Origin of the sequence: Mongoliibacter ruber, from assembly GCF_003003005.1 — a bacterium.
In the GTDB taxonomy this organism is placed as follows: domain Bacteria; phylum Bacteroidota; class Bacteroidia; order Cytophagales; family Cyclobacteriaceae; genus Mongoliibacter; species Mongoliibacter ruber.
The window spans coordinates 115,344-137,019 of record NZ_PVTR01000002.1 but is presented as its reverse complement, the minus strand read 5'-3'; the positions used below and the strand labels follow the sequence as shown (position 1 = coordinate 137,019).

The 21,676-nt window shown below is 39.7% G+C and carries 17 protein-coding genes; 7 read left to right on the top strand and 10 right to left on the bottom strand.

Annotated elements, in window-relative coordinates; genetic code table 11:
* Positions 1-58 precede the first annotated feature (58 nt).
* The 3 genes from CLW00_RS03880 to CLW00_RS03870 form a co-directional block, all read right to left on the bottom strand.
* A complete protein-coding gene (locus tag CLW00_RS03880) occupies positions 59-928 on the bottom strand; it encodes a histidinol-phosphatase (protein WP_106132347.1) in 870 nt (289 codons plus the stop codon).
* A gap of 243 nt (positions 929-1,171) precedes the next feature.
* Positions 1,172-1,360: a hypothetical protein gene (locus tag CLW00_RS03875; protein ID WP_106132346.1), complete on the bottom strand. Its 189-nt coding sequence runs from the start codon at positions 1,358-1,360 to the stop codon at positions 1,172-1,174.
* Between the two features lie 52 nt (positions 1,361-1,412).
* On the bottom strand, positions 1,413-1,913 hold the full coding sequence (locus tag CLW00_RS03870) for a fasciclin domain-containing protein (protein ID WP_106132345.1): 501 nt from the start codon (positions 1,911-1,913) through the stop codon (positions 1,413-1,415).
* A gap of 234 nt (positions 1,914-2,147) precedes the next feature.
* Between CLW00_RS03870 and rlmH the strand changes: the two genes are divergently transcribed.
* Together rlmH and CLW00_RS03860 are read left to right on the top strand one after the other, a co-directional pair.
* Positions 2,148-2,621: a 23S rRNA (pseudouridine(1915)-N(3))-methyltransferase RlmH gene (rlmH, locus tag CLW00_RS03865; RefSeq protein ID WP_106132344.1), complete on the top strand. Its 474-nt coding sequence runs from the start codon at positions 2,148-2,150 to the stop codon at positions 2,619-2,621.
* A 96-nt stretch (positions 2,622-2,717) separates the two neighbouring features.
* Positions 2,718-3,548 carry a hypothetical protein gene (locus tag CLW00_RS03860; protein WP_106132343.1) on the top strand — a complete coding sequence of 277 codons (831 nt, stop codon included), beginning with the start codon at positions 2,718-2,720 and terminating at the stop codon, positions 3,546-3,548.
* Here the strand turns inward: CLW00_RS03860 and CLW00_RS03855 are convergent.
* From CLW00_RS03855 to CLW00_RS03845, 3 genes are read right to left on the bottom strand one after another with little or no spacing between them, the layout of a single operon-like run.
* Complete coding sequence (locus CLW00_RS03855; RefSeq protein ID WP_106132342.1) at positions 3,545-4,774, bottom strand: sialidase family protein; 1,230 nt, start codon at positions 4,772-4,774, stop codon at positions 3,545-3,547. The genes CLW00_RS03860 and CLW00_RS03855 overlap by 4 nt on opposite strands.
* The gene (locus tag CLW00_RS03850) at positions 4,771-5,463 is read right to left on the bottom strand and encodes a response regulator transcription factor (protein WP_106132341.1); all 693 of its coding nucleotides are present in this window, start codon (positions 5,461-5,463) and stop codon (positions 4,771-4,773) included. Before CLW00_RS03850 ends, CLW00_RS03855 begins: the two co-directional genes overlap by 4 nt.
* Positions 5,460-7,157 (bottom strand): sensor histidine kinase, encoded by a 1,698-nt coding sequence (locus tag CLW00_RS03845; RefSeq protein ID WP_106132340.1) that lies wholly within the window; start codon positions 7,155-7,157, stop codon positions 5,460-5,462. Before CLW00_RS03845 ends, CLW00_RS03850 begins: the two co-directional genes overlap by 4 nt.
* Before the next feature lie 245 nt (positions 7,158-7,402).
* Between CLW00_RS03845 and lysA the strand changes: the two genes are divergently transcribed.
* From lysA to CLW00_RS03820, 5 genes are all read left to right on the top strand, one after another.
* Positions 7,403-8,635: a diaminopimelate decarboxylase gene (gene lysA / locus CLW00_RS03840; RefSeq protein WP_106132339.1), complete on the top strand. Its 1,233-nt coding sequence runs from the start codon at positions 7,403-7,405 to the stop codon at positions 8,633-8,635.
* Positions 8,636-9,031: 396 nt separating this feature from the next.
* Complete coding sequence (locus CLW00_RS03835) at positions 9,032-10,078, top strand: PorP/SprF family type IX secretion system membrane protein (RefSeq protein WP_106132338.1); 1,047 nt, start codon at positions 9,032-9,034, stop codon at positions 10,076-10,078.
* A 434-nt stretch (positions 10,079-10,512) separates the two neighbouring features.
* On the top strand, positions 10,513-12,294 hold the full coding sequence (locus tag CLW00_RS03830; RefSeq protein ID WP_170073165.1) for a T9SS type B sorting domain-containing protein: 1,782 nt from the start codon (positions 10,513-10,515) through the stop codon (positions 12,292-12,294).
* 2 nt (positions 12,295-12,296) lie between these two features.
* On the top strand, positions 12,297-13,325 hold the full coding sequence (locus CLW00_RS03825) for a PorP/SprF family type IX secretion system membrane protein (protein WP_106132336.1): 1,029 nt from the start codon (positions 12,297-12,299) through the stop codon (positions 13,323-13,325).
* An 88-nt stretch (positions 13,326-13,413) separates the two neighbouring features.
* Positions 13,414-14,943: a cryptochrome/photolyase family protein gene (locus CLW00_RS03820; protein ID WP_106132335.1), complete on the top strand. Its 1,530-nt coding sequence runs from the start codon at positions 13,414-13,416 to the stop codon at positions 14,941-14,943.
* Between the two features lie 3 nt (positions 14,944-14,946).
* Here CLW00_RS03820 and CLW00_RS03815 read toward each other — a convergent pair whose 3' ends face one another.
* The 4 genes from CLW00_RS03815 to CLW00_RS03800 are packed head-to-tail and all read right to left on the bottom strand — an operon-like array spanning position 14,947 to position 21,673.
* On the bottom strand, positions 14,947-16,089 hold the full coding sequence (locus CLW00_RS03815; RefSeq protein ID WP_106132334.1) for a P1 family peptidase: 1,143 nt from the start codon (positions 16,087-16,089) through the stop codon (positions 14,947-14,949).
* A gap of 36 nt (positions 16,090-16,125) precedes the next feature.
* The gene (locus CLW00_RS03810) at positions 16,126-19,284 is read right to left on the bottom strand and encodes an efflux RND transporter permease subunit (protein ID WP_106132333.1); all 3,159 of its coding nucleotides are present in this window, start codon (positions 19,282-19,284) and stop codon (positions 16,126-16,128) included.
* Positions 19,281-20,393 (bottom strand): efflux RND transporter periplasmic adaptor subunit, encoded by a 1,113-nt coding sequence (locus tag CLW00_RS03805; RefSeq protein WP_106132332.1) that lies wholly within the window; start codon positions 20,391-20,393, stop codon positions 19,281-19,283. Before CLW00_RS03805 ends, CLW00_RS03810 begins: the two co-directional genes overlap by 4 nt.
* Positions 20,390-21,673, bottom strand: a complete 1,284-nt coding sequence (locus CLW00_RS03800; protein WP_170073164.1) for a TolC family protein — start codon at positions 21,671-21,673, stop codon at positions 20,390-20,392. Before CLW00_RS03800 ends, CLW00_RS03805 begins: the two co-directional genes overlap by 4 nt.
* Between the last annotated feature and the right edge of the window lie 3 nt (positions 21,674-21,676).

Genomic DNA, 21,676 nt, shown 5'->3' with positions numbered 1-21,676 from the left:
TCCAAATTGGTCTTTACGATTCTTAACAGCTTTTGAGTTCTTAAGTCCTTCAAAGATTTTAATCAAAAAAAATCCCGGTGTGATCAAACTTCCTATCCAACCAAACCCCATTGTCGAAAACCATCAAATGATCGAAGCCCAGTTCTTTGAGTAATCTTGAAACATTCCCATATTCTGCGATGACCTCTTTGGGATGGTGTGCGTCAGAATTAAGACAAATGGGGATTTTGAGTGCTTGTATTTTTTGGAGAATTGAAATACTGGGATATGGTTCGGCTGTGATTTTCTTATAGATACCACGAGTATTTACTTCAATGATGACATTTTTTTCTGCAGCATGAACCAAGACTTGGTCTATAGATTTTTGGTACCATTCAGCATTTTCATCAAAGAATGGTTCCTTGCTGTTGTGCATTTTTATTTTATCCAAATGTCCGATCATATCCGGGCAGTCTTGATCAAGCATGTGATGGAAGATTTCGAAATAGCGAAGTATTGCGGCTTTGATATCATTGTGAAAAATTTCTTCTAGGCCCTTTTTGAAAACGGATAATGTCCCGTCAATTTCCCAAGCTTGTCCATCTTCGAATTGATCAATAAAATGAACTGACCCTATGGTATAATCAAGCCCTGTATTTTGCTTCCAATACTGATTGTGAAAGTTCCCATCTGGAAAATAATCCACTTCAAGGCTTTTGTACAAAGTGATTTTGTGATGGTATTTTTCTTTCAGCCTGTCGATTTCCAAGACGTACTCGGGAATCCTCTGATTAGACATTGACCATGGGTTGGTAAAATGTAAAGGACAATGAGATGAAAAACCCAAATGAAGTACACCTTGTTGAATTGCCGCAATGACATGCTCTTCTAAGGGTTCTACACCGTCGCAAAAATAGCTATGATTGTGATAATTGGTCCAGCCTTTCATTATTTAAAAAGAATTGATGTTGCCTGGATAAAAATGCAAATTCAGAATTTATCAGAAAAGGTTTATTTCAATAATTAAATGGAATTGTATTTTGAATATTTAAATAACATGATTGTCCGCAATCACGCAACTAATCAATTAAACGAGGGTTTTTTGGCGAAGAGATACTAGTAGATATTTGATATTTGTTCGAAATCACAGGTTAATTCTATTGGTATGAAAACGGATATAAATATTAATTAATTAGGTGTCGTCCTGCGATTTTAACATTGGATCATGCTGAACGGAGCCTATCTCGTGTAGGTAGGCTTGCGGAGTTGAAGCACCTCCTCCTATCAAGGTTGGATATCCACCGAATCCTGATATCGGATCGGGGCATACTTTCACTTCACTTAGGGTGATGAACCCTATAAACCTGTCAATGTGTGACATAAAAAAAGCCCTCAAAATTTAATTTGAGGGCTTCGTAAATTTTATTCTTTAATTACATTGGAGGTAAAATCACAGTGTCGATCACATGGACTACGCCATTTGAAGCTTCAATATCTGCAGCAGATACTGTGGCGTTGTTCACCATAGCTTTTCCATCTTTCAATGTAATTGTTACTTCAGATCCTTGAGCTGTTTTAGCTTTCATTCCATCTTTCAAATCCTTAGAATACACTTTTCCAGGTACGACATGATAGGTTAGTACAGCTACCAATTGTGCCTTGTTCTCAGGCTTCAATAGGTTTTCTACAGTTCCTGCAGGAAGTGCAGCAAAAGCATCATTGGTAGGAGCAAATACTGTGAAAGGACCATCTCCTTTCAATACGTCTACCAAATCTCCAGCTTGTACTGCAGCTACTAGAGTAGATAGAAAATCTGTGGCTACAGCTACATCTACAATGTCATTTTCTTCATAAATTGAAGCGTTTTTGTTTGCGGTGAATGCACTGGTTGCGAAAAATGCTACAAGCAATGCAAAGGTGAATAGTTTTTTCATGATCTATAATAGTTTATTGTTTAGGTAAGTATAAGTCCAAAACATATTCCTTTGTTTATCAAAAAGTTATAAAATATTCAACATTATTTTTCAACTCTAAAAACAGGTAGTTCATTTATAAAAATGATTCGTTTGGATTGTATATCTCATGTTTATGTATCGATTATTTACAAAAATTTGATTTTCGTACCAAATCAGATTTTTTTTGGAAACAATTGAATTTAATTTTGTCTGATGCAGATCACACTATTGGCAGTAGGAAAAACCGATCATCAGTCTATCCAGGTACTCATTGATGAATACAGCAAAAGGCTTGGCTTCTATGTGAAGTTTTCTTTGGAAATCTTGCCTGACCTAAAAAACACTAAAAATCTAGATGAGAAAACCCAAAAGGAAAAGGAAGGTGAGTTGATTTTAAAAAAAGTCCAGACTTCTGATGAGCTGATTTTGTTGGACGAAAACGGAAAACAGTTTTCTTCGATGGGTTTTTCTGTTTATCTCCAAAAAAAGATGAATGCAGGATTGAAAAACTTGATTTTTGTGATCGGTGGGCCTTATGGTTTTTCTGATGCAGTCTATCAAAGAGCAAATGGAAAGATTTCCCTGTCAAAAATGACTTTTTCCCATCAAATGGTAAGGGTTTTCTTTATCGAGCAAATTTATCGTGCATTCACCATCCTGCGCAACGAACCTTACCACCATCAGTAATCATGTTAACTTAATGTTAACAAAAACTTTATTTATTTCTCTAATGTTAATTAATTGTTAACTTTAATTAAGTTTCAATTTGACATTTGAGGAGTAATGACTTTGTTTTTCAGGTTTTTGACATTTTTCTTGGCACTCAGCTTCACAGCTTTGGCACAGGAAGCTCGTGTTGAACAAGGAGTCAGTATCTTTGAAAATGAGGTAGAAGAACTGTTACTTACCAGGTATCAAGAAGAACCTTTTCTCTTATTGCAATCGCTCAATCCCGGTGCGAGTCTAGAGTCCCCTATATTTGAAAAATTGGTCAATAAGCTTCATAAGCGAGCTTCCAAGATTAGCAGCTCGGATAAAAGAAGGCTTTTGGAGGAGATCTACTTTTCTGCCCATCAGTTGATATTGACCAGATACGAAGAACATGCTTATTTTTCCAAAACACTACAGGAAGGCATATATGATTGTGTTACAGGGTCGGGGTTGTACGCCTTGCTTTTGGATGAATTTCAGATTGAATACCAGATTATTGAAACAGATGCGCATGTGTACATAAAGGGAAATCTTGATGAAGATCATTTTTTGTTAGAAAGCACCTTTCCCACCGGCGGATTGATATTTGGGGAAAATGAGGTCAGTGCATTCGAACAAAAGTTCATTCGTAGGAATCAAGGGGCTGGCTCTATTCCTAACTATCTTGGGAAAACCGAAGAAAACGGATTCACCGAAAGTTTCCATACCGTGATTGGTCTTCGGGAATTGGCAGGATTGCAGTATTACAATGATGCTATCAAGAAGTTTTTCGAGGAAGACTATACCGGGACTTACACACAATTGCTCAAGGCAGAATTTTTGTACCCTTCTGAAAGGATTATAGAACTGAAACAGAAGATCACCCTCTTATTGCAATCGCATGTAAATGAATCAGCGGACTAGTCAATGTCTGCAAACCTTTTGACTTTCACTTTTTTGAGATCAGTCTGATCATCTGTCCAGGCCATCCATGAATGATTGCCATCATATGCCAATTGTGGAAATCCGCTTGACCTTTTTTCTGAAGAGCTGGCAATTTCAAATGGTTTGCCCAACTTACCGTCCATGTTTGCAGTCCTTGCCATGATTCTGTTATTTTCCATCCAAGAGACCAAAAGGTTTTCATCACCAATAAATTCCAAACCTATTCTTCCGAGCGTTTTTCCTAGGTCTACTTTTACTGGATCTTTGAAATCAAGACCCTTGTTTTCCGAAAAAATCAATTTCACCTCAGGGTTTCCATCTTTTGCCGTGTACCAGGCAATGGCTAAATTATTGTTTTTGGTCGCAATTCTTGGACCGTTGACAGGGCAGGCAGCAATCTCCCAAAGATCCATGTAGACTGGTTCTGTCTCGGTCCATTTACCATCTTCCCACCTTACCATTCCAATATCCCTTATTTCAGTTTCAGATCGGTCTCTAAATACGATTACAGGATTGTCATTTGCAATGGCAACTCCTGTTTGACAACAGTCACAAACACGATCATCGAGCTGCCATTCATCAATCTTATTTCCTTGACTATCTAAAACAGCCGCTCTTAGGGTCATCTGTCCCTTGTGGTCATGGTCTCCGTGGTCATGCGATAAACCTGCGGTATTTCTGCCATCCAGCCATGAGACCAACATGTTTTCTCCCCAAGGCTTCATCGAAACAAAGCCGTGTTCTGTCTGGGTACCATCATCATGTAAGACTTTTGGTTGACTCCAGTCTTCACCGTCTACTGAAAAAGTCGTCATCACGTCATAGGCGAAAGTTCCTGGGCCACTTTTTTGTAAAAAAACAGCCATCAAGCTTCCATCTACAAAACTTGCGATCTGAGGATAATCGGCCCAATTGACAAACCAATCTTCTCCAGAGGCAATGAGTTTCTCTTCGCTCCAAGTTTTACCATCCCACTTTGCAAATTTCAATTGATTCAGATCTTCCCTTTTCTCTATCCAGGAAAGCAAAACTTGCCCATTTGAATTTACAGTTAAAAAGGGTTCTTCTATATGAGCATTTGGGCTTTCAAATGTAAACTCGAGTGCCTGATTGGTCTGCTCGATGGTTGAGTTGGAAGTACAGGCAGTAAACAGCATTGTGTAGGCCAACAAGACGAAGAATAAGGGGATATTTGATCGGATCATCCTGTTACTACCAGCTTAAAACCTTCTCCATGTACGGTTATGATCTGAACTTTTGGGTCATCTTTCAGAATTTTCCTGATTTTACTGAGGTATACATCCATACTTCTAGCATTGAAATAGGAGTCATCACCCCAAATCTGCTTGAGCGCATGACTTCTGTTGACAAGTTTGTTTGCCTCAGAAGCTAAAAGTCTGAGAAGTTCATTTTCTTTTGAAGTGAGTTTGTGGTCACCACTTGGCCCTTTGATAAATTGCTGGTCGTAATGGAGTTCAAACTCTCCGAAATTATAGACTTTAAGCGCTTGAATTTCTTCGCTTTTCTGTGTTCTTCTTAGGATTGCTGCAATTCTAAGCAGCAGCTCTTCCATGCTAAAAGGCTTGGTGATGTAATCGTCCGCGCCGATTTTCAATCCTTCTATGATATCTTCTTTCAGATTTTTGGCAGTAAGGTATATGATGGGAAGGTCTTCTTGGACCTTTTTGATTTCGCTGCCAAGGGTGAAGCCATCTTTTTTAGGCATCATGACATCCAAGATAGCCAGGTCGTACTTGTCCTTTTTAAATTTTGACCAGCCTTCTTCTCCATCCCTGCATAGTGTGGTTTCGTAACCTTTCATATTCAGGTATTCCTGGAGAATATCTCCTAGATTTGGGTCATCTTCGACTACTAAAAGTTTGGATTTGCTCATTGCTTTTTGGGGAGTTTGATGGTAAATATACTTCCTTTTCCTAATTCACTGCTTACGGTGATTTCTCCACTGTGTGCTTCAATCATTGTTTTTACATAGGCAAGTCCCAAGCCAAAACCTTTCACATCGTGAATATTTCCAGTTGGTACCCTATAAAACTTATCAAATATTTTTTTGACCGTGTCCTTTGTCATGCCTATGCCATTATCCTCTACTGAGACGAATACGCTACCGTTTTGATCCCAGCATTTCAGAAGGATGTTTGGCTTTTCTTTGGAATATTTTACAGAATTGTCCAACAAGTTGTTCACAATATGGGTCAAGTGAAACGGATCTGCCTCGATAATCGGGTCACTCAGATGAGATTCAAATGAAATCTTTCCTTCTTTGCTTTCCACCTGTAATTCTATGTGGTCTTTGGCTGAGACCAATACCTCTTCCAGGTCCAAGGTTTCCATTTTGAGTTTGAATTCTTTTTTGTCCAGCGTAGCAGCTTGCAGTACTTTTTCGACCTGTGTACCGAGCCTTTTATTCTCATCTTTGATGATGCCCAAGTATCTCTTTCTAAAAGAGTCCTGACTCATCAAGTCCGGATCTTGTAGTGCTTCAATGGCTAAACTCACAGTAGCAATTGGGGTCTTGAACTCGTGAGTCATGTTGTTGATAAAGTCATTTTTGATGTCAGACAGGTTTTTTTGTCTTATGATGACTTTGATTGCATAGATAAAGCAGAAAATCACTATACCTATAAACACAAGAGAACTTAGTACAGGAAGCCATATTTGTTGCAAGATATAGGCCCTTTTAGCGGGGAAATTAATCAGAAGGTGATTTTCCTTCCCGAGGATGTCAGAAGGAAAAAGCCTTGCCTGCACGCCATTTGAGCGTAGCTTCACCAAATCTGCTGCTCTTGAAATAGGAATCATCTCATCCTTGTCATTTATTATGGCCAATTCAAAATTTTGTGCTATTCCCCTTTCCTTCAGGTGATTTTTGACAAGATTTTTGACATGTGATGTGTCTACACGCGCCAGTATGTCTTTCTGACCTTCCAAAAGCTCCTCCATCACCTGGTTCATAGCCTCGATTTTCAGGTTGGTGTACCTGATTTTTTCAAAAGCATCTCTTGGGATATTGTATTCTTCCACATACTCAGGTTCAGGCAGGTTCTGTCGGTTTCTGAAATATGCTTCTGTTTGATCCAAAAACTGCAATTGCCTTTGTCTTTCCTGAAGGAGAATCTCCATTTCATCAGGTGTGAATATTTTTCCTGCTATATCTGCTGTCAGGTAGGTGAAGAAATTATCCAAATCCATAAATACATCAGGATCCACACCGCGTGCCTCCACCAGCCTGCGAAATCTTTGGCTAAGCTGAGGCAGAGGCTGTTTCATCATAGTATCCATTACAGAAGGACGTCTTCTATTATTGACAGGCTTTTGCCTCACCTGCACAGCTATTGGTTCTATTTTTTGAAAAAGGGATTTCTGAAGTGTAGTATCGGTATTCAAAATGGAGAGAAACAGGTCCTTGGTTTCTTCCTTTTCCAATTGTCCTATAGCCGAAGAAAGAGATTGATAGACGTTTTGCTCAAATCTTTGCTCGTTAATGCTCAGCGCATTGCTTACCCAATAATACTGGAACCCTACCAAACCAAGGCTGGCAAAGGTCATTAGAAGTATTATTAATTTCATTCGGGTTTTAGACATTTTACAAATTTATACTATAAAAACCCCCTTCTAAGCAACTTAACAATATTTAACAGGCTTTTGAAGGGAGGGGTTTTGACGGTTTTTTACCATTCTTTACCTTTGGAAACAATGTTTGTTTCTTGATTACTTATACACAAATAACTACGCAAAGTAGATAAAAAGGGAGGTGAAAGCTTCCCTTTTTTATTGATGAGCTATCCCTATCTTTGTCGCTTAATTTAACACGCATGGAGATCAAAGATCAAAATTATCAGATTCAAGGTATTGGCCTCACTGATTTGGCCAAAGAATATGGCACGCCTCTTTACGTATATGATGGGCAAAAAATCCAAGGGCAGGTAAAGCAACTGCAGGATGCATTTTCAACGGTGAAGCTGAAAATTAAATACGCTACCAAGGCCTTGTCAAATATCAACATCCTGAAATTGATGAAAAAGTCAGGAACAGGAGTAGACGCTGTGTCTATAGAAGAAGTAAAACTTTGTCTTCATGCCGGTTTCAGTCCAGACGAGATTATGTATACCCCAAATGGCGTTTCTTTTGAAGAAATCAAGGAAGCCGTTGGACTTGGTGTAATGATTAATATTGACAATATCCCCATGCTTGAGCATTTTGGGACGGAATATGGCAGCTCTATTCCAGTGTGTATAAGACTCAACCCTCATATTTTGGCTGGTGGTAATGCCAAAATTTCTGTAGGCCATATCGACAGCAAGTTTGGGATTTCTATTCTACAATTGAAGCATGTGCACAAGGTGGTAGAAGCATATGAACTTGATATTACTGGACTACATGTACACACAGGATCAGACATTTTGGATGCGGATGTATTCTTAAAAGGAGCAGAGATTTTGTTTGATGCAGCCCGAGAATTCAAAGGTTTGAAGTTTTTGGATTTTGGTGGAGGATTTAAGGTGGCATACAAGCCGGGAGACATTTCTACTGATATCAAAGATGTCGGAAAGAGAGTTTCTGAGGCTTTTAAAAATTTCTGCAAGGAATATGGAAGAGAGTTGGAAATATGGTTTGAACCCGGAAAATTCCTGGTAAGTGAAGCAGGTACTTTATTGACTAAGGCCAATGTAATCAAGTCCACTCCTGCTTCTACCTTCGTAGGTGTAGATACGGGGTTAAACCACCTTATACGTCCAATGATGTACGACGCATATCACAGTGTTGCAAATATTTCAAGGCTAGAAGGACCAGAAAGGGTGTATACTATCGTTGGATATATATGTGAAACAGATACAATTGCAGCTGACAGAAAATTGAAAGAGGTTCAAGAGGGTGATATTCTTGCAATAAAAAATGCAGGAGCATATGGCTTCAGTATGGCTTCCAATTATAACTCAAGATTGAGACCTGCAGAAGTTTTGATTTTGGATGGTAAAGCCCATTTAATTCGCAAAAGAGAGTCTTTTGATGATATTTTAAAACATCAAGTAGACATTGGAATATAAATGTAAGATATTCATTATCAATATAATAATTGAGAAAAATATTGATAGAATTACACTAAATAAGTACATTTGCTACAGGGATAGAAAGCGGTTAGCGGTAAACCCTAGTAGTAGTAATTATTTTCAAAAGACCCGGTCTTTGGCCGGGTCTTTTCCTTGGCATGAAATTGGAGATTAAAAGTTATGTGAGAAGAGGTTTATAAATATTGGTCAAAAAAATCCCACAATTTCTAAAAAACAATTTATATTCACGTCAGAATGTGATGTTTGATAAGATTGTGTTTGGAAAATACCCATTGTATACGCCCATACCTCGCCCTAGTAATTGCAATAATATCTACACATTTAATTTGAGTAAATGTTGTTGAAAAACAACTGAAATAGGCAGAGGCTATTATGGCTAAGAATTACCTACGTTTATTAGCGTTATTGATATTAGGAATCTTGAGTACCAGAGAAGTTTATTCTCAGGATATTCAATTTTCCCAGTTCTATGCTGCCCCAATTTTTTTGAATCCGGCCATGACAGGAGCATCCGAACTCACACGTGTAGGTCTCAACTATCGAAACCAATGGCCAGGCCTTAACCACTCATTTAATTCCTATTCAGCTTATATTGACCACTATGTTTTTGACTACAATAGTGGGATAGGATTGATAATCAATGGAAATCGAGAAAGCCTCGCACAATTGGCTACAAATGAAGTTGGGTTAGCATATAGTTATAACCTCAAACTTACTGATGACATCAATTGGCGGTTTGGTGGTCAGGCGAGTTTTATCTCTCGGGATGCTTACTTTGGGGACCTGATTTTTGGATCCATGATAGATATCGGCAGCGGTAGTATAGGTGTAATTACAGATGAGTTGTCAGGAATAGCCTTGGATTACAACTACAGGTTTATGAATTACCATTTTGGCACCATGTTTACGACCAAAAATGCTTGGCTTGGACTTTCAGCTCATAATATTACTGAACCTAATGTGTCTTTTGTAGATGAAGGAATCAGCGCTTTGCCGGTGAGGTATTCCGCTCATGGTGGTTACCGCTTCCAACTTGGCTATGGAGGTATCAACAATACCTTTTCAAATACCAGACAGGAACGCTCACTTTCTCTAGGCTTCAATTACAAGCAGCAGGCACCATTTAACCAATTGGATGTAGGAGCACAGCTTTTTTTAGACCCACTTGTCGTAGGTGTTTGGTACAGAGGACTTCCAACAAAATATAGGTTGCCAAATAACGAAGCTATTATTGGAGTGATAGGAGTTTCTTTACCTACTGGAATAGACATCGGATACAGTTATGATTTTACGATTTCCAAATTGAACCTTAGAAATAGTGGCGGTGCTCATGAGATTTCTATGCGTTATTCTTTTTTGTGGGGAGATCCTAAAAACCGAAACCAAAAAGCACGGACAATTCCTTGTTTCCATTACTGATTCAGCAAGTTTTTTATTGTAAAACATTATTAGGTCTTTGTTGATAGCTAAAATTTATTTTATAGCTGATTTTGATTTTATACCTATTAAAAAGCACTATTTAAACGCTATTTTGAATATTAAACTTTTTATATCAAAATATAAATATTCTAATATTTTCTGTCTGTGAAAATATCCACTAGAAAGTTTTTTTAACAGCATTTTATTCATTTATTACTTGTAATACGTGTTAAATAAGATTATCATTTTGCATAATACGTAATACATAAAATAATATTCTAAATACTGTAGATCTTTAATCTCTGTATGAAATGCAAAAAACAGTATGCAAATCAACTAGTTATTTTCAGTATTGATTCAAGGCCATGGGGACTAGAAAGCGATATTTGTCAATTTGCAAACACTTCTTTTTGGGTGTACTAACCATATTTTTTATGGAAGATGCTTTGGCTCAGGATATAGACAAAAGAGTCAACACTATAGAATATCAAAAAACCGATAATTACCCTTCTGAGAATATTTCAGTTACTATTTCAGGTCAACTTGCCCTTTGTTCACATGAGGATAAAGGCCATATTATACTTGATGTCACAGGAGGCAAAGCACCATATACTTTTAGGTGGAACAATAATGAAACTGTTCAAAATAGGTATAATCTGTTTGCAGGTACTTACACAGTTTTTATTACTGATGCCAATGGAAAGGAACATACCGAAAAGATCATAATTCAGCCCCCCTTTCCTTTGATTGTAGACTTGATAGAAAAAAAAGATGCTACATGTGGAAGCAGTGCTGATGGGAGTGCAAAGCTAGAAGTCAAGTTTGGAAGAGGTGAACCATATAAAATTGAGTGGTCCCATGGCCTGAGAGACAAATGGGAGGCAGCCGATCTATTGCCTGGTACCTACACCGTCACTATTGCAGATCATTTTAATTGTGACACAAGTATTTCCTTTGAGATTTTAGGAGATGGTCCTGGTATTGAAATCAATGAAAGGATCGAAAACATAGATTGCAGCAATGAAACTGGAGCTATTTTTCTTGATGTAGATGGTGGTTCTGGCAACTATTCTTTTGAATGGTCAAATGGAGAAACCACCAAAGATATCTCCGGATTGTATGCTGGTATTTATGAAGTATTGGTAAAAGATGAAAAGGGATGCAGTAGCTACAGGTCTTTTGAGGTTTTTTCGGCCCAATCAGATATCATAGTAGAAGTGAACAGGATACAACATAATCTTTGTGCAGGAGCTGAGGATGGAGAAGTTGATCTTGAGATCTCCGGTGGTGTAGCACCTTATAGCATTCAATGGAATAATGGACAAAAGTCCAGCAGTATAGTTGGGATGACTGCAGGAATCTATTCTGTTAAGGTAACTGATGCAACTGGCTGCTCGGTCAATCAGTCAATTACCATACAAGAACCTGAAAAAATGGTTGCTCACATTGATACTTCTTTGGAGCTGGATTGCAGTACAGGAGATTTCAAAGTCCAAGCATGGCTAAAAATCGAAGGAGGAAAAAGCCCATATGCTATCAAATGGTCAGATGGTTCTATCAATGTAAAAGAAATTGAATTGCTAAACGAGCAGGAAGTCGGTGTGGAGGTGATCGATGCAGATGGCTGTAGTGTGCTTGAAAAGGTAAGGGTTAATTCCTTTGACAAGGAATCAAGCTTAAGAATCGATTTCAATTTTAGAAAACTTGAAATCAACGCATTGGATCAAGTATACATGTCGGAGGAATTGATTTTTGAAAGTCAAATATCTGAAGAGTTTATCGCCTGGCATTGGGATTTTGGTGATGGTCAAATGTCTTCTGACAAAGACCCCATCCACAGTTACAATGCTTGGGGTGATTTTGATGTGACTTTGACCGCTTATGATATATATGGCTGTTCTTCGGTAGAAACAAAAGTGGTCAGCGTGCTCGATAATGAAGCATGGATGACTGTTCCTACAGCATTTACACCCAATGGAGATGGATTGAATGATACTTTCAAGCCCATTATTAAAGGGGTAATCGAATTTGAAATGAACATCTTTAACAATTGGGGTGAGCAAATATTCGCAGCCTCTGGACTCGAAAGTGAAGGATGGGACGGTTTCTATAAAGGGAAATTAATGCCAAGAGGCAGCTACGTGTATCAAATCTCCTTCACCAATATTCAGGGGGATAAATTGCAAAAGTCCGGTTCGATAACTTTAATCAGGTAAATATGAAAGCCCTAGTTACCTTTTTATTTGTTGTTTTTCTAGGCTTCTCTATCCGGGCACAGGATGTTCAGTTTTCTCAATTCTATGCTGCTCCTATTTATCTTAATCCCGCTTTTGCAGGTTCTGCAGAGATGACGCGATTTGGTGTCAATTACAGAAACCAATGGCCTGGTCTAGATCACTCACTCAATGCATATTCAGCTTATTTTGACCATTACTTCTTTGGGACAAACAGTGGGGTAGCGTTGATTGTGAACGGCATGGATGAGACCATGTCGGGTTTAAGTACTTCTGAAATAGGTTTGGCATATTCTTACAGGTTGAGGTTAGGATTGGATAGCTTTCTCAGGTTTGGAATGCAGGGGTCGTTTGTATCAAGGGATGCCAATCTCAATCATATGGTCTTTGGTAGTCAGATTGATCCTGACAGCGGAATAATCGGAGACCATAGCGGTGAATCCTTGGTTTTGGATATGAGGCATAGGTATGCAGATTTTCACTTTGGAATGCTTTACAATAATCAGTGGGGCTGGTTAGGTTTTTCTGCCCACCATGTCAGCCAACCCAATATATCTTTCATTGATGATCAAATAGCTCAGTGGCCGATGAAATTATCACTCCACGGTGGGATGAAGGTAGACCTATCAGAAGGAGCACTAAGTAGTTTGATGAATACTCAAAATACCAGAGAAATTGTCTTTGCTTTCAATTACAAGCATCAAGATGTTTTCAATCAGTTGGATCTGGGGATGCAGGTCAATCTGCAACCCTTGGTCATTGGAGCGTGGTACAGAGGCTTGCCCACCAAAAGTACTGCCTTGCCCAATACCGAGTCAATTATAGGTTTGGTTGGTTTTTCCCTTCAGAGCGGTATAGATATTGGCTATAGTTATGACTTTACCTTATCGCAACTAGGACAAGCCAATACCGGAGGCGCCCATGAGATTTCTATGCGCTATTCCTTTTTATTAGGAAAAAACAACGGCGGTGATGGAAGGAGGCCAAGTAGCATGCCTTGTTTCAAATATTAAAACTTTTAGCTAACTCAGCCCTATTTATCTCAATTGCTCAATGTTTTTTTAATTTGAAACATATTGATGGGATATTGATTTCTAAGATATGGCAAAAATTGTTCGATTGATTCTAGGAGATCAGCTCAACAGCAAGCATTCTTGGTTTGAGAAAAAAGATGATTCTGTTACTTACCTTATGATGGAAATGAGGCAAGAAACTGATTATGTAAAGCATCATATTCAGAAAGTTGTAGGTTTCTTTCAGGTGATGAGAACTTTTGCTGAGGAAATTAAGGATAGAGGTCACAAGCTGATCTACATCAAATTGGATGATGCAGGAAATGAACAAAACCTCAAAAAAAACCTGAATAGGCTAGTGGAAAAGGAAGGTTTCGACCACTTTGAATATATGCTGCCTGATGAATTCCGGCTTGATAAGCAGTTGAGAGAAATTTGCAGCTCATTTAGTATATCTTCCAAATCATATGATACAGAGCATTTTTTGACGGATAGAGATTTTTTAAAAACCTTTTTCAAAGGAAAAAAGAGCTACCTAATGGAATCCTTTTATCGGGAAATGAGGAAGAAATACGACATTCTCATGGATGGAAAAGAACCCTTGACCGGCAAGTGGAACTATGATGAAGCTAATAGGAATAAATTAAAAGACACTTCTATTCTGGAACCGCAATTGTTAAAAAGCCGTGATGTTTCTGAATTGGTCAACATGATTGAAAAGGCAGAGGTCAAGACCATTGGCAATATAGATGTTCAAAATTTTTCATGGCCACATTCAAGGAGGGAGAGCTTGGCTTTGGTGGACTATTTCTGTGAAAAACTCTTACCCAATTTTGGGATGTATCAGGATGCTATGCATACTGAAGACCCTTTTCTTTTTCACAGTAGGTTGAGTTTTAGTTTGAATACCAAATTGATTTCTCCATTGGAGGTAGTGGAAAAGGTTGAAAAATACTGGTATGAACACCAAAATCAAATCGATATAGCGCAAGTGGAGGGATTTATCCGTCAAATTATCGGTTGGAGGGAATACATGAGAGGGGTTTATTGGGCCAAAATGCCAGAATACCAAAACCTTAATTTCTTCGGTAATCAGAGGAAATTGCCTGAATTCTTTTGGACCGGAGATACCAAAATGAATTGCCTCAAACATGCTATTGGTCAGTCATTGGACCATGCGTATGCCCACCATATCCAAAGGCTAATGATTACTGGAAACTTTGCTATGATTGCAGGAATTAAACCTGATGATGTAGATGCCTGGTACTTGGGAATTTATATAGATGCCATAGAATGGGTAGAGATCACCAATACACGAGGTATGAGTCAGTTTGCTGATGGAGGAATCGTAGGCACCAAACCTTACGCAGCTTCTTCCAACTATATTGACAAGATGAGCAATTATTGTGGGAGCTGCCATTATTCAAAAAGTAAAAAAACAGGAGATAAAGCCTGCCCCTTTAACAGTCTATATTGGCATTTTTATAATAGAAACGAAGACAAACTCGCCAAAAACCCAAGAATTGGAATGGCTTACAGGACTTTGGCCAAGATGAAGAATAAGGATGAAATCCTTGAACAGGCAGAGAAATACCTTAACGATCTTGATTCGCTATAAAATTTATTGAGATAACCTCTGGTACTTGTCCATCAGTTCCAAAACCTTGTCTTTTGGAAGTGCCTTTATCTCCCTTCCATCTTTTCCTTTCATATCCTCAGCTGCCCATAGGGAGTTGATGATAGCTTCCTCAGTGGCCTCTATCGTAGCGAGAAAAAGTGCAGTCATGTCATCATTTCTTAAATGTTGGTTTTTGCTCGTTTCAAGAGACTTTGCTTGATGTGGAACCCAGTTGTCGGAATGATTGGAAAAGGCTATCACGTAATCACCGGAGCCGTTGGATGCTATGCCGCCGGTTTTGGCCAATCCCAACATTGCTCTTTCAGCAATTCTTCGAAGGTTTCTTTCATTTACAGGAGCGTCAGTCGCGACGATAATCATGCAAGACCCATCGGCAGACTCGAGTTGATTTTTGAAGGTATATTGTTCCAATTCCTGTCCTACCGGAACACCGTTGATTTGCAATACGCCACCAAAATTAGTCTGCACCAACACTCCTACTGTAAATCCTCCTAGACTCTCAGGGAGTTTTCTAGAGGATGTGCCTATCCCACCTTTGAACCCGAAGCATACGGTACCGGTACCAGCCCCGATATTTCCTTCTTCAGCATTCGATTCGGTAGCAGTGGCAATGGCTTTTTGTACCTCTTCTGGGCTTATATGCTGCCCTCGTATATCATTCAAATAGCCATCGTTGGTTTCTCCTACTACTGCATTCACGGACTGGACAGATTCATTGCCGTCATGTTGTAAAGTGTATTGTACTACCCCAGTAATCCCTGCAGCAACACTCAGGGTATTGGTTAGAATGATAGGGCTCTCCATATTGCCCAACTCTTGTATTTGGGTGCTTCCAGCCAGTTTTCCAAAACCATTTCCCACATAGATTGCAGCAGGAACTTTCTGTTGAAAAAGGTTTCCTTGATGGGGAATTATGGCAGTGACTCCTGTGCGGATTTGATCTCCTTCTATCTTGGTGAGGTGTCCTACGCTTACTCCCGAAACATCCGTAATGGCATTTAGCCCGCCTGTTGGAAGTACACCGATTTTAATTCCTAATTCACGGGGCCTTTGTTGAGAGTAAGCAGAAAGTGTAGAAAATGCCATAATTGAAAAAAGCAAAATGCTTCGTGTGGTTCTTTTCATAGTTGCCAATGCAGATTTTTTTCAAGTTAGAAAAAATCAGGAATCTTTTTTCTCTTTTAGTGCCGCCAGTTCCTTTTCGGAATATGCCCATCCTGTAATCAATACAAAAAGTACCGGAACAATAAAGATGGTCATCAATGTGGCCATAGTCATTCCCCCAAAGACTGTCCATCCTATGGTCTGACGTGCTAGTGCACCGGCGCCACCGGCAAAAACCAAAGGCATGATTCCAAGGATAAAAGCCAAAGAGGTCATAATAATGGGGCGTAGACGTAGTTTGGAAGCTTCTATGACGGCCTCTTTGATATCCATACCACCGTCAACCCTTTCTTTGGCATATTCCACTATCAAGATGGCGTTTTTAGCTGCTAAGCCTATCAAGGTCAAAAGACCTATTTGAGCATAGACATTATTTTCCAATCTGGGTATTAATAATAGTGTGATGATGGCGCCAAATGCGCCAGTAGGCACAGCCATCAAAACCGAAAAAGGAACTGACCAGCTTTCATACAAAGCCGTAAGGCATAGGAATACAAAGATGATTGAAAGTAGAAAAATCAAAAGCGTGCTTCCTCCCGTGGCCACTTCTTCTCTTGTGATACCGGAGAATTCAAAACCATAGCCCGAAGGAAGACTGTTGTCCGCAACTTCTTCCAATGCACGGATTGCGTCACCCGAACTCTTTCCCTGCGCTGCCTCACCGTTGATAGTAGCAGAGCGGAAAAGATTGAAATGACTGATCAATGGCGCATTTTCGATTAATTTCACTTCCGTAAGGTTACTCAAGGGTGTCAGTCCGCCTTCTGAGTTTCTCAAAAAGAACTGACTCAATGATTCAGGACTTTCTCTATACGCTGAATCCGCTTGGGCCAAGACACGGAAGTTTCTGTTGTACAAAATAAAATCATTGACATAAATACTGCCTAGATATGTCTGTAAAGTTTGATAAGCCTCGCCAATATTTACTCCCAGTCGAGCTGTTTTTTCTCTATCAAGATTGACTTGGTATGCGGGAGTGCTTGCGCTGAAAAAACTAAAGGCTGAACCGATGTCCTCATGGCCGTTGATTTCACCTATAAAATTTTTCAAATTGGCTTCAAAATCTTTAATGTCGCCGCTATTGTCATATTCTTGAAAAATAAAGGTAAATCCTGAGGTGCTCCCCAATCCTGGAATGGCCGGAGGTGCTATAATGACTACCTCAGCTTCGGGGATTTCTTCAGCGAGTATTTTTTCCAATCTATCCCTTACCTCAAAGGCATTTTGCCCTTTTCCCTTCCTCTTGTCCCAAGGAGTAAGTTGGGTAAATACGGTTCCACTGTTCGATTTTGTCGCAAAGTTCACAGCATTCAATCCGGTGACACCTGAAAAATGCAACACTTCTTCTTGTTCTTGGAGCACCTCCATCAGTTTGTTGATGGTGCTGAGTGTCCTGTTGGTGGAAGACCCTTCAGGTAGCTCAAAAGTCACAAATAACCGACCCTCATCCTCTGTAGGGATAAATCCTGTAGACTTGAATTGAAACATAAAGATGGTCGCTGCTCCTAAAAGGATCAAACCGGCGATAATTATTTTGATGTTTCCCAAGCTCCATTCTACCCCGCGATCGTACTTTTTTTGAAGTTTATCGAAAAGCCGGTTGAAATGATGAAAAAACTTGTCAAGCCCTTTTGACTTTTCATTGATGCTGCTCGGTTTGAGAAGTAGAGAACATAATGCTGGAGTAAGGGATAAGGCCACAAATCCCGATATCAATCCCGATACAGCTACGGCCATGGCAAATTGTTGGTATAGTCTTCCAATGATCCCTGGAATAAATCCGACTGGTACAAATACAGCCGCCACAATCAGAGACATGGCAATTACCGGCCCTGATATTTGCTTCATGGCTTCTGTAACAGCTTCTTTTGCAGATACCCCCTTTTTTTCCATAATGGCTGAAGTGGCTTCCACTACCACAATAGCATCGTCGACAACAATCCCTATTGCCAATACAAAGCCGAATAAGGTCAGCGTATTTATAGTGAATCCAAGTGGAATAAAGAGTGCAAAAGTGCCGATTATTGACACGGGGATAATCAGAATTGGGATCAAGGTAGCCCTCCAGTTTTGAAGGAAAACAAACACCACTAAAATGACAAGCCCGAGGGCAATAAACAGAGTTTTTACCACTTCGCTTATCGATTCTGATACGACAGATGCCGATTCAAATGGAATGATGTAATCCAGGTCTTTGGGAAAGTTTTCTTTGAGCCTTTCCATCGTTTCCCTGATTCCTTGTTCTGTATCTAGGATGTTGCTTTCTGGAGTTTGGTACACTAAGAGGTATGCTGCGGGATAACCATCCGTAAAATTATTGGTAGCATAATCAAAACGTCCAAGTTCTACCCTTGCCACATCTCTGAGGTAGACCAAGGCATTGTTTTCAGGATTGTTTTTCAGGATGACATTTTCAAATTCCTCTACTGTTTGTAGCCTGCCATTTGTAAAAACAGTGTATTCAAAGGATTGGAATTCTGTCTGTGGAGGAGCTCCTATTCTTCCAGCTGCCACCTGCAAGTTTTGTTCTTGAAGAGCTGCAATAGCCTCGTTGGCGGTGATTCCCAGTTGTGAAAGCCTGTCCGGTTTTAGCCAGATTCTCATACTGAAGTCTTCCGCTCTGGCAAAAATATCTCCGACACCTGGCACTCTTAAGAGTTCATCTTTTACAAATATATTGGTGTAGTTATTCAAGAAATCAATTCCATGGGTGCCATTAGGACTCAATATTGATACAATAAGCAGGATGCTGGGATTTCTTTTTCTCACCACAATGCCAAGTCTCCTCACTTCTTCTGGCAATAGGGGTTCTGCGACTGAAATCCTGTTTTGAACTTCTACAGCTGCAACATCAATGTCAGTGCCTACTTCAAATGTGATGTTCATGGTCAACCTACCCTCACTACTTGCAGTGCTTTCTATATAAGCCATACCAGGAGTACCGTTGATTTCGGTTTCCAGTGGCGTCATGACCGTTTGCTCTATGGTTTCGGCATCTGCACCTGTATAAGTAGCAGTCACTTGAATCACCGGGGGCGTGATGTTTGGATATTGGGATACAGGTAAAGTGTTGATGGCCAAAATGCCAAGCAATAAAATAAATAGCGAAATGACTATGGCGGTATTGGGCCTTTGGATAAAAGTATCTGCTATCATGATTCTTTTTCCTCTATTATTTCTACCACATCACCGTCTTGTACTTTTTGAATCCCTTTGACTATTACTTTTTGTCCCGGCTCCAAACCCTCTTTAATGACTCGTTTATCCTGGTAATTCCTTCCAGTTTCTACTTTGACTTGTTTGACTTCCTCATTTTCCACAACAAAGACTGAAAACTCACCCATCTGCTCTTTGATGGCAGACTGTGGGATCAAGATGACGCTTTCATTTTCTGTTTCATTGACAATTAAAGTTGCACTCATTCCAGGCCTGAGTTTCCTTTCTTTATTATCAAATTTCACCCTGATTTGAATTGTTCCTGTGTTTCTATTTACCGCTCTATCAAGGATTTCTATTTCTCCTGGATGAGGGAAAATGCTGCCATCACTCAATTTGAGAGTGAATACTGAATCTTCCAGAGTGGTTTCATAAGTTGAAAGCTCCAAAAATTTATTCAAATAGCGTTCTTCTGGATAAAAATCCACACCCATGGGATCGTCCCTTGAGACGATATTCAATAGACTTTCTCCAGGGTTTACGAGACTGCCCATTCTTACCTGACTGAAGCCTATCGTTCCGTTGAAAGGAGCATAGATACTGGCATACTGAAGGTCAATGCTCGTGTTTTCCAGCTCTGACTTTGCCGCATTGAGTTCTTGTTCTGCATTGCGGAGTTCATTGAGCGCACTGTCATAAATTTGGGCAGCGATGGCATCTTCGGCTTTTAGCCTTTCATATCTTTCGAAGTCTTTTTTTATTCTTTCAAGGTTAGACTCAGCAATAGAAACAGCGGAAGCAGCTTGTTGTTGTCTGGCTTCATACCGCGTAGGGTCAATCTGATAAAGAAGTTGGCCCTTTTTGACCTCCTGTCCTTCTTTGATGAAAATTCCTGTGACGTAGCCAACTACGTCTGCCCGTAACTCCACTTCTTCTAGTGCCACCGCTGTGGCAGGATAGGTACGGGAAAATCTGATCTCTTTTTCAATTGCAGCCGAAACCGTAACTTTTTCCTTTTCTTCTTGGTCTTTTTCATCGGCACATGAGGAAAAAAGCACCATTGGAATTAGGTACATCAGAAAGATCGGTATGTATTTTTCAAGTCTCATAATTCCTCCGTTTGAACTTCTCCTCTTGCCTTCAGCAAATCCATTTTACTTGCCATCAACCTGAAAAGGGCATTGATATAATTGATTCTACTCGTTCTCAGGTCTGTTTCTGCCTGAATGACTTCAAGGAAATTCTTTACCCCTTCTTCATATTGTAGGCTGATGGTGTTGTAGATTTCTTCAGCAGTGTCTTTTATTTCTTCTTGAATTTTCCATTCATAGAGGTATGCTTTGTAAGCACTCAATGCCTCCTGATGCTCACGATTGATCTGAAGTTGAAGTTCCTCTTGTGCTACTTCAAGCTGTTTCAATTGCAAGTCTGCCGCCCTGATTTCATAATTTCTTCTTCCTCCTTGAAAAATAGGAAAGGCCATTCTAAAGCCGGCAAGTGAATTTGGGAAGGCTGTATTGAAAAGCTGACTTCCGTCGAGTGTTTGATAGATGATATTGTAATTGAAAAATGCATCGATATTTGGAAGAAATGTTCTTCGCGAAAATGCCAATTCCGCTTCTTGAATGCTTTTTTGGGACATGAGGTACCGACTCTCATACCTTTTGCCATAATCCACCCCTTCAAGGGTGTCAAGTTGAACCTGTTCTATAAGCTCATTCAATTCATAATCCAATTCTATTTGTGCTGCTCCTGATATCCCTGCCAATTCTTTGAGTCTGGCCATACTGACTTGATACTGTTCTCGAGCTTGAAATAGAGCTGAGCGGGAATTTTGAAGTGCGATTCTTGCCCTTTTGTAATCAATATTGTCCGTTATACCCGCTTCATAGAGTGACCTTGCATCTTTCAACTGCCTTTCTTGTCTTTGGATATCCTCCTCTCTGATTCGGATTTCTTCCTGGCTGAGTAAGGCTTCAAAAAAGGCCTTGCTTGTATTCACATTTAGCTCGATTTTCACGAGCTCTAAGTTTTGCTCAGCCGAAGCCCTCAGGTAGTTGGCCTGGCCTTTTGCCCTGAACAGGTCATTATTTACGATAGATTGGTTTACAAAAAAATTAAGGTTTGAATTGAAGGGAACACCGGTCCGAACTTCCTGCACATTACCAGATCCAGGGTTGTTAAAGTCAGGGAAAATAGCCACCGGTTGCTCAAAATAACGGAAGTAGTCAGCCTCAAGTCCAGCTTGTGGGAGCCATCCTGAAAGAGATGACTTGACATTGTTGTCGATTATTTCCCGCTCTATCATGGTCATCCTGAGGACAGGTTGGTTTTGATAGGCTATTTGAATCAAGTCATCTAATGTCAACTTCTGATTTTCCTGAGCCATCAG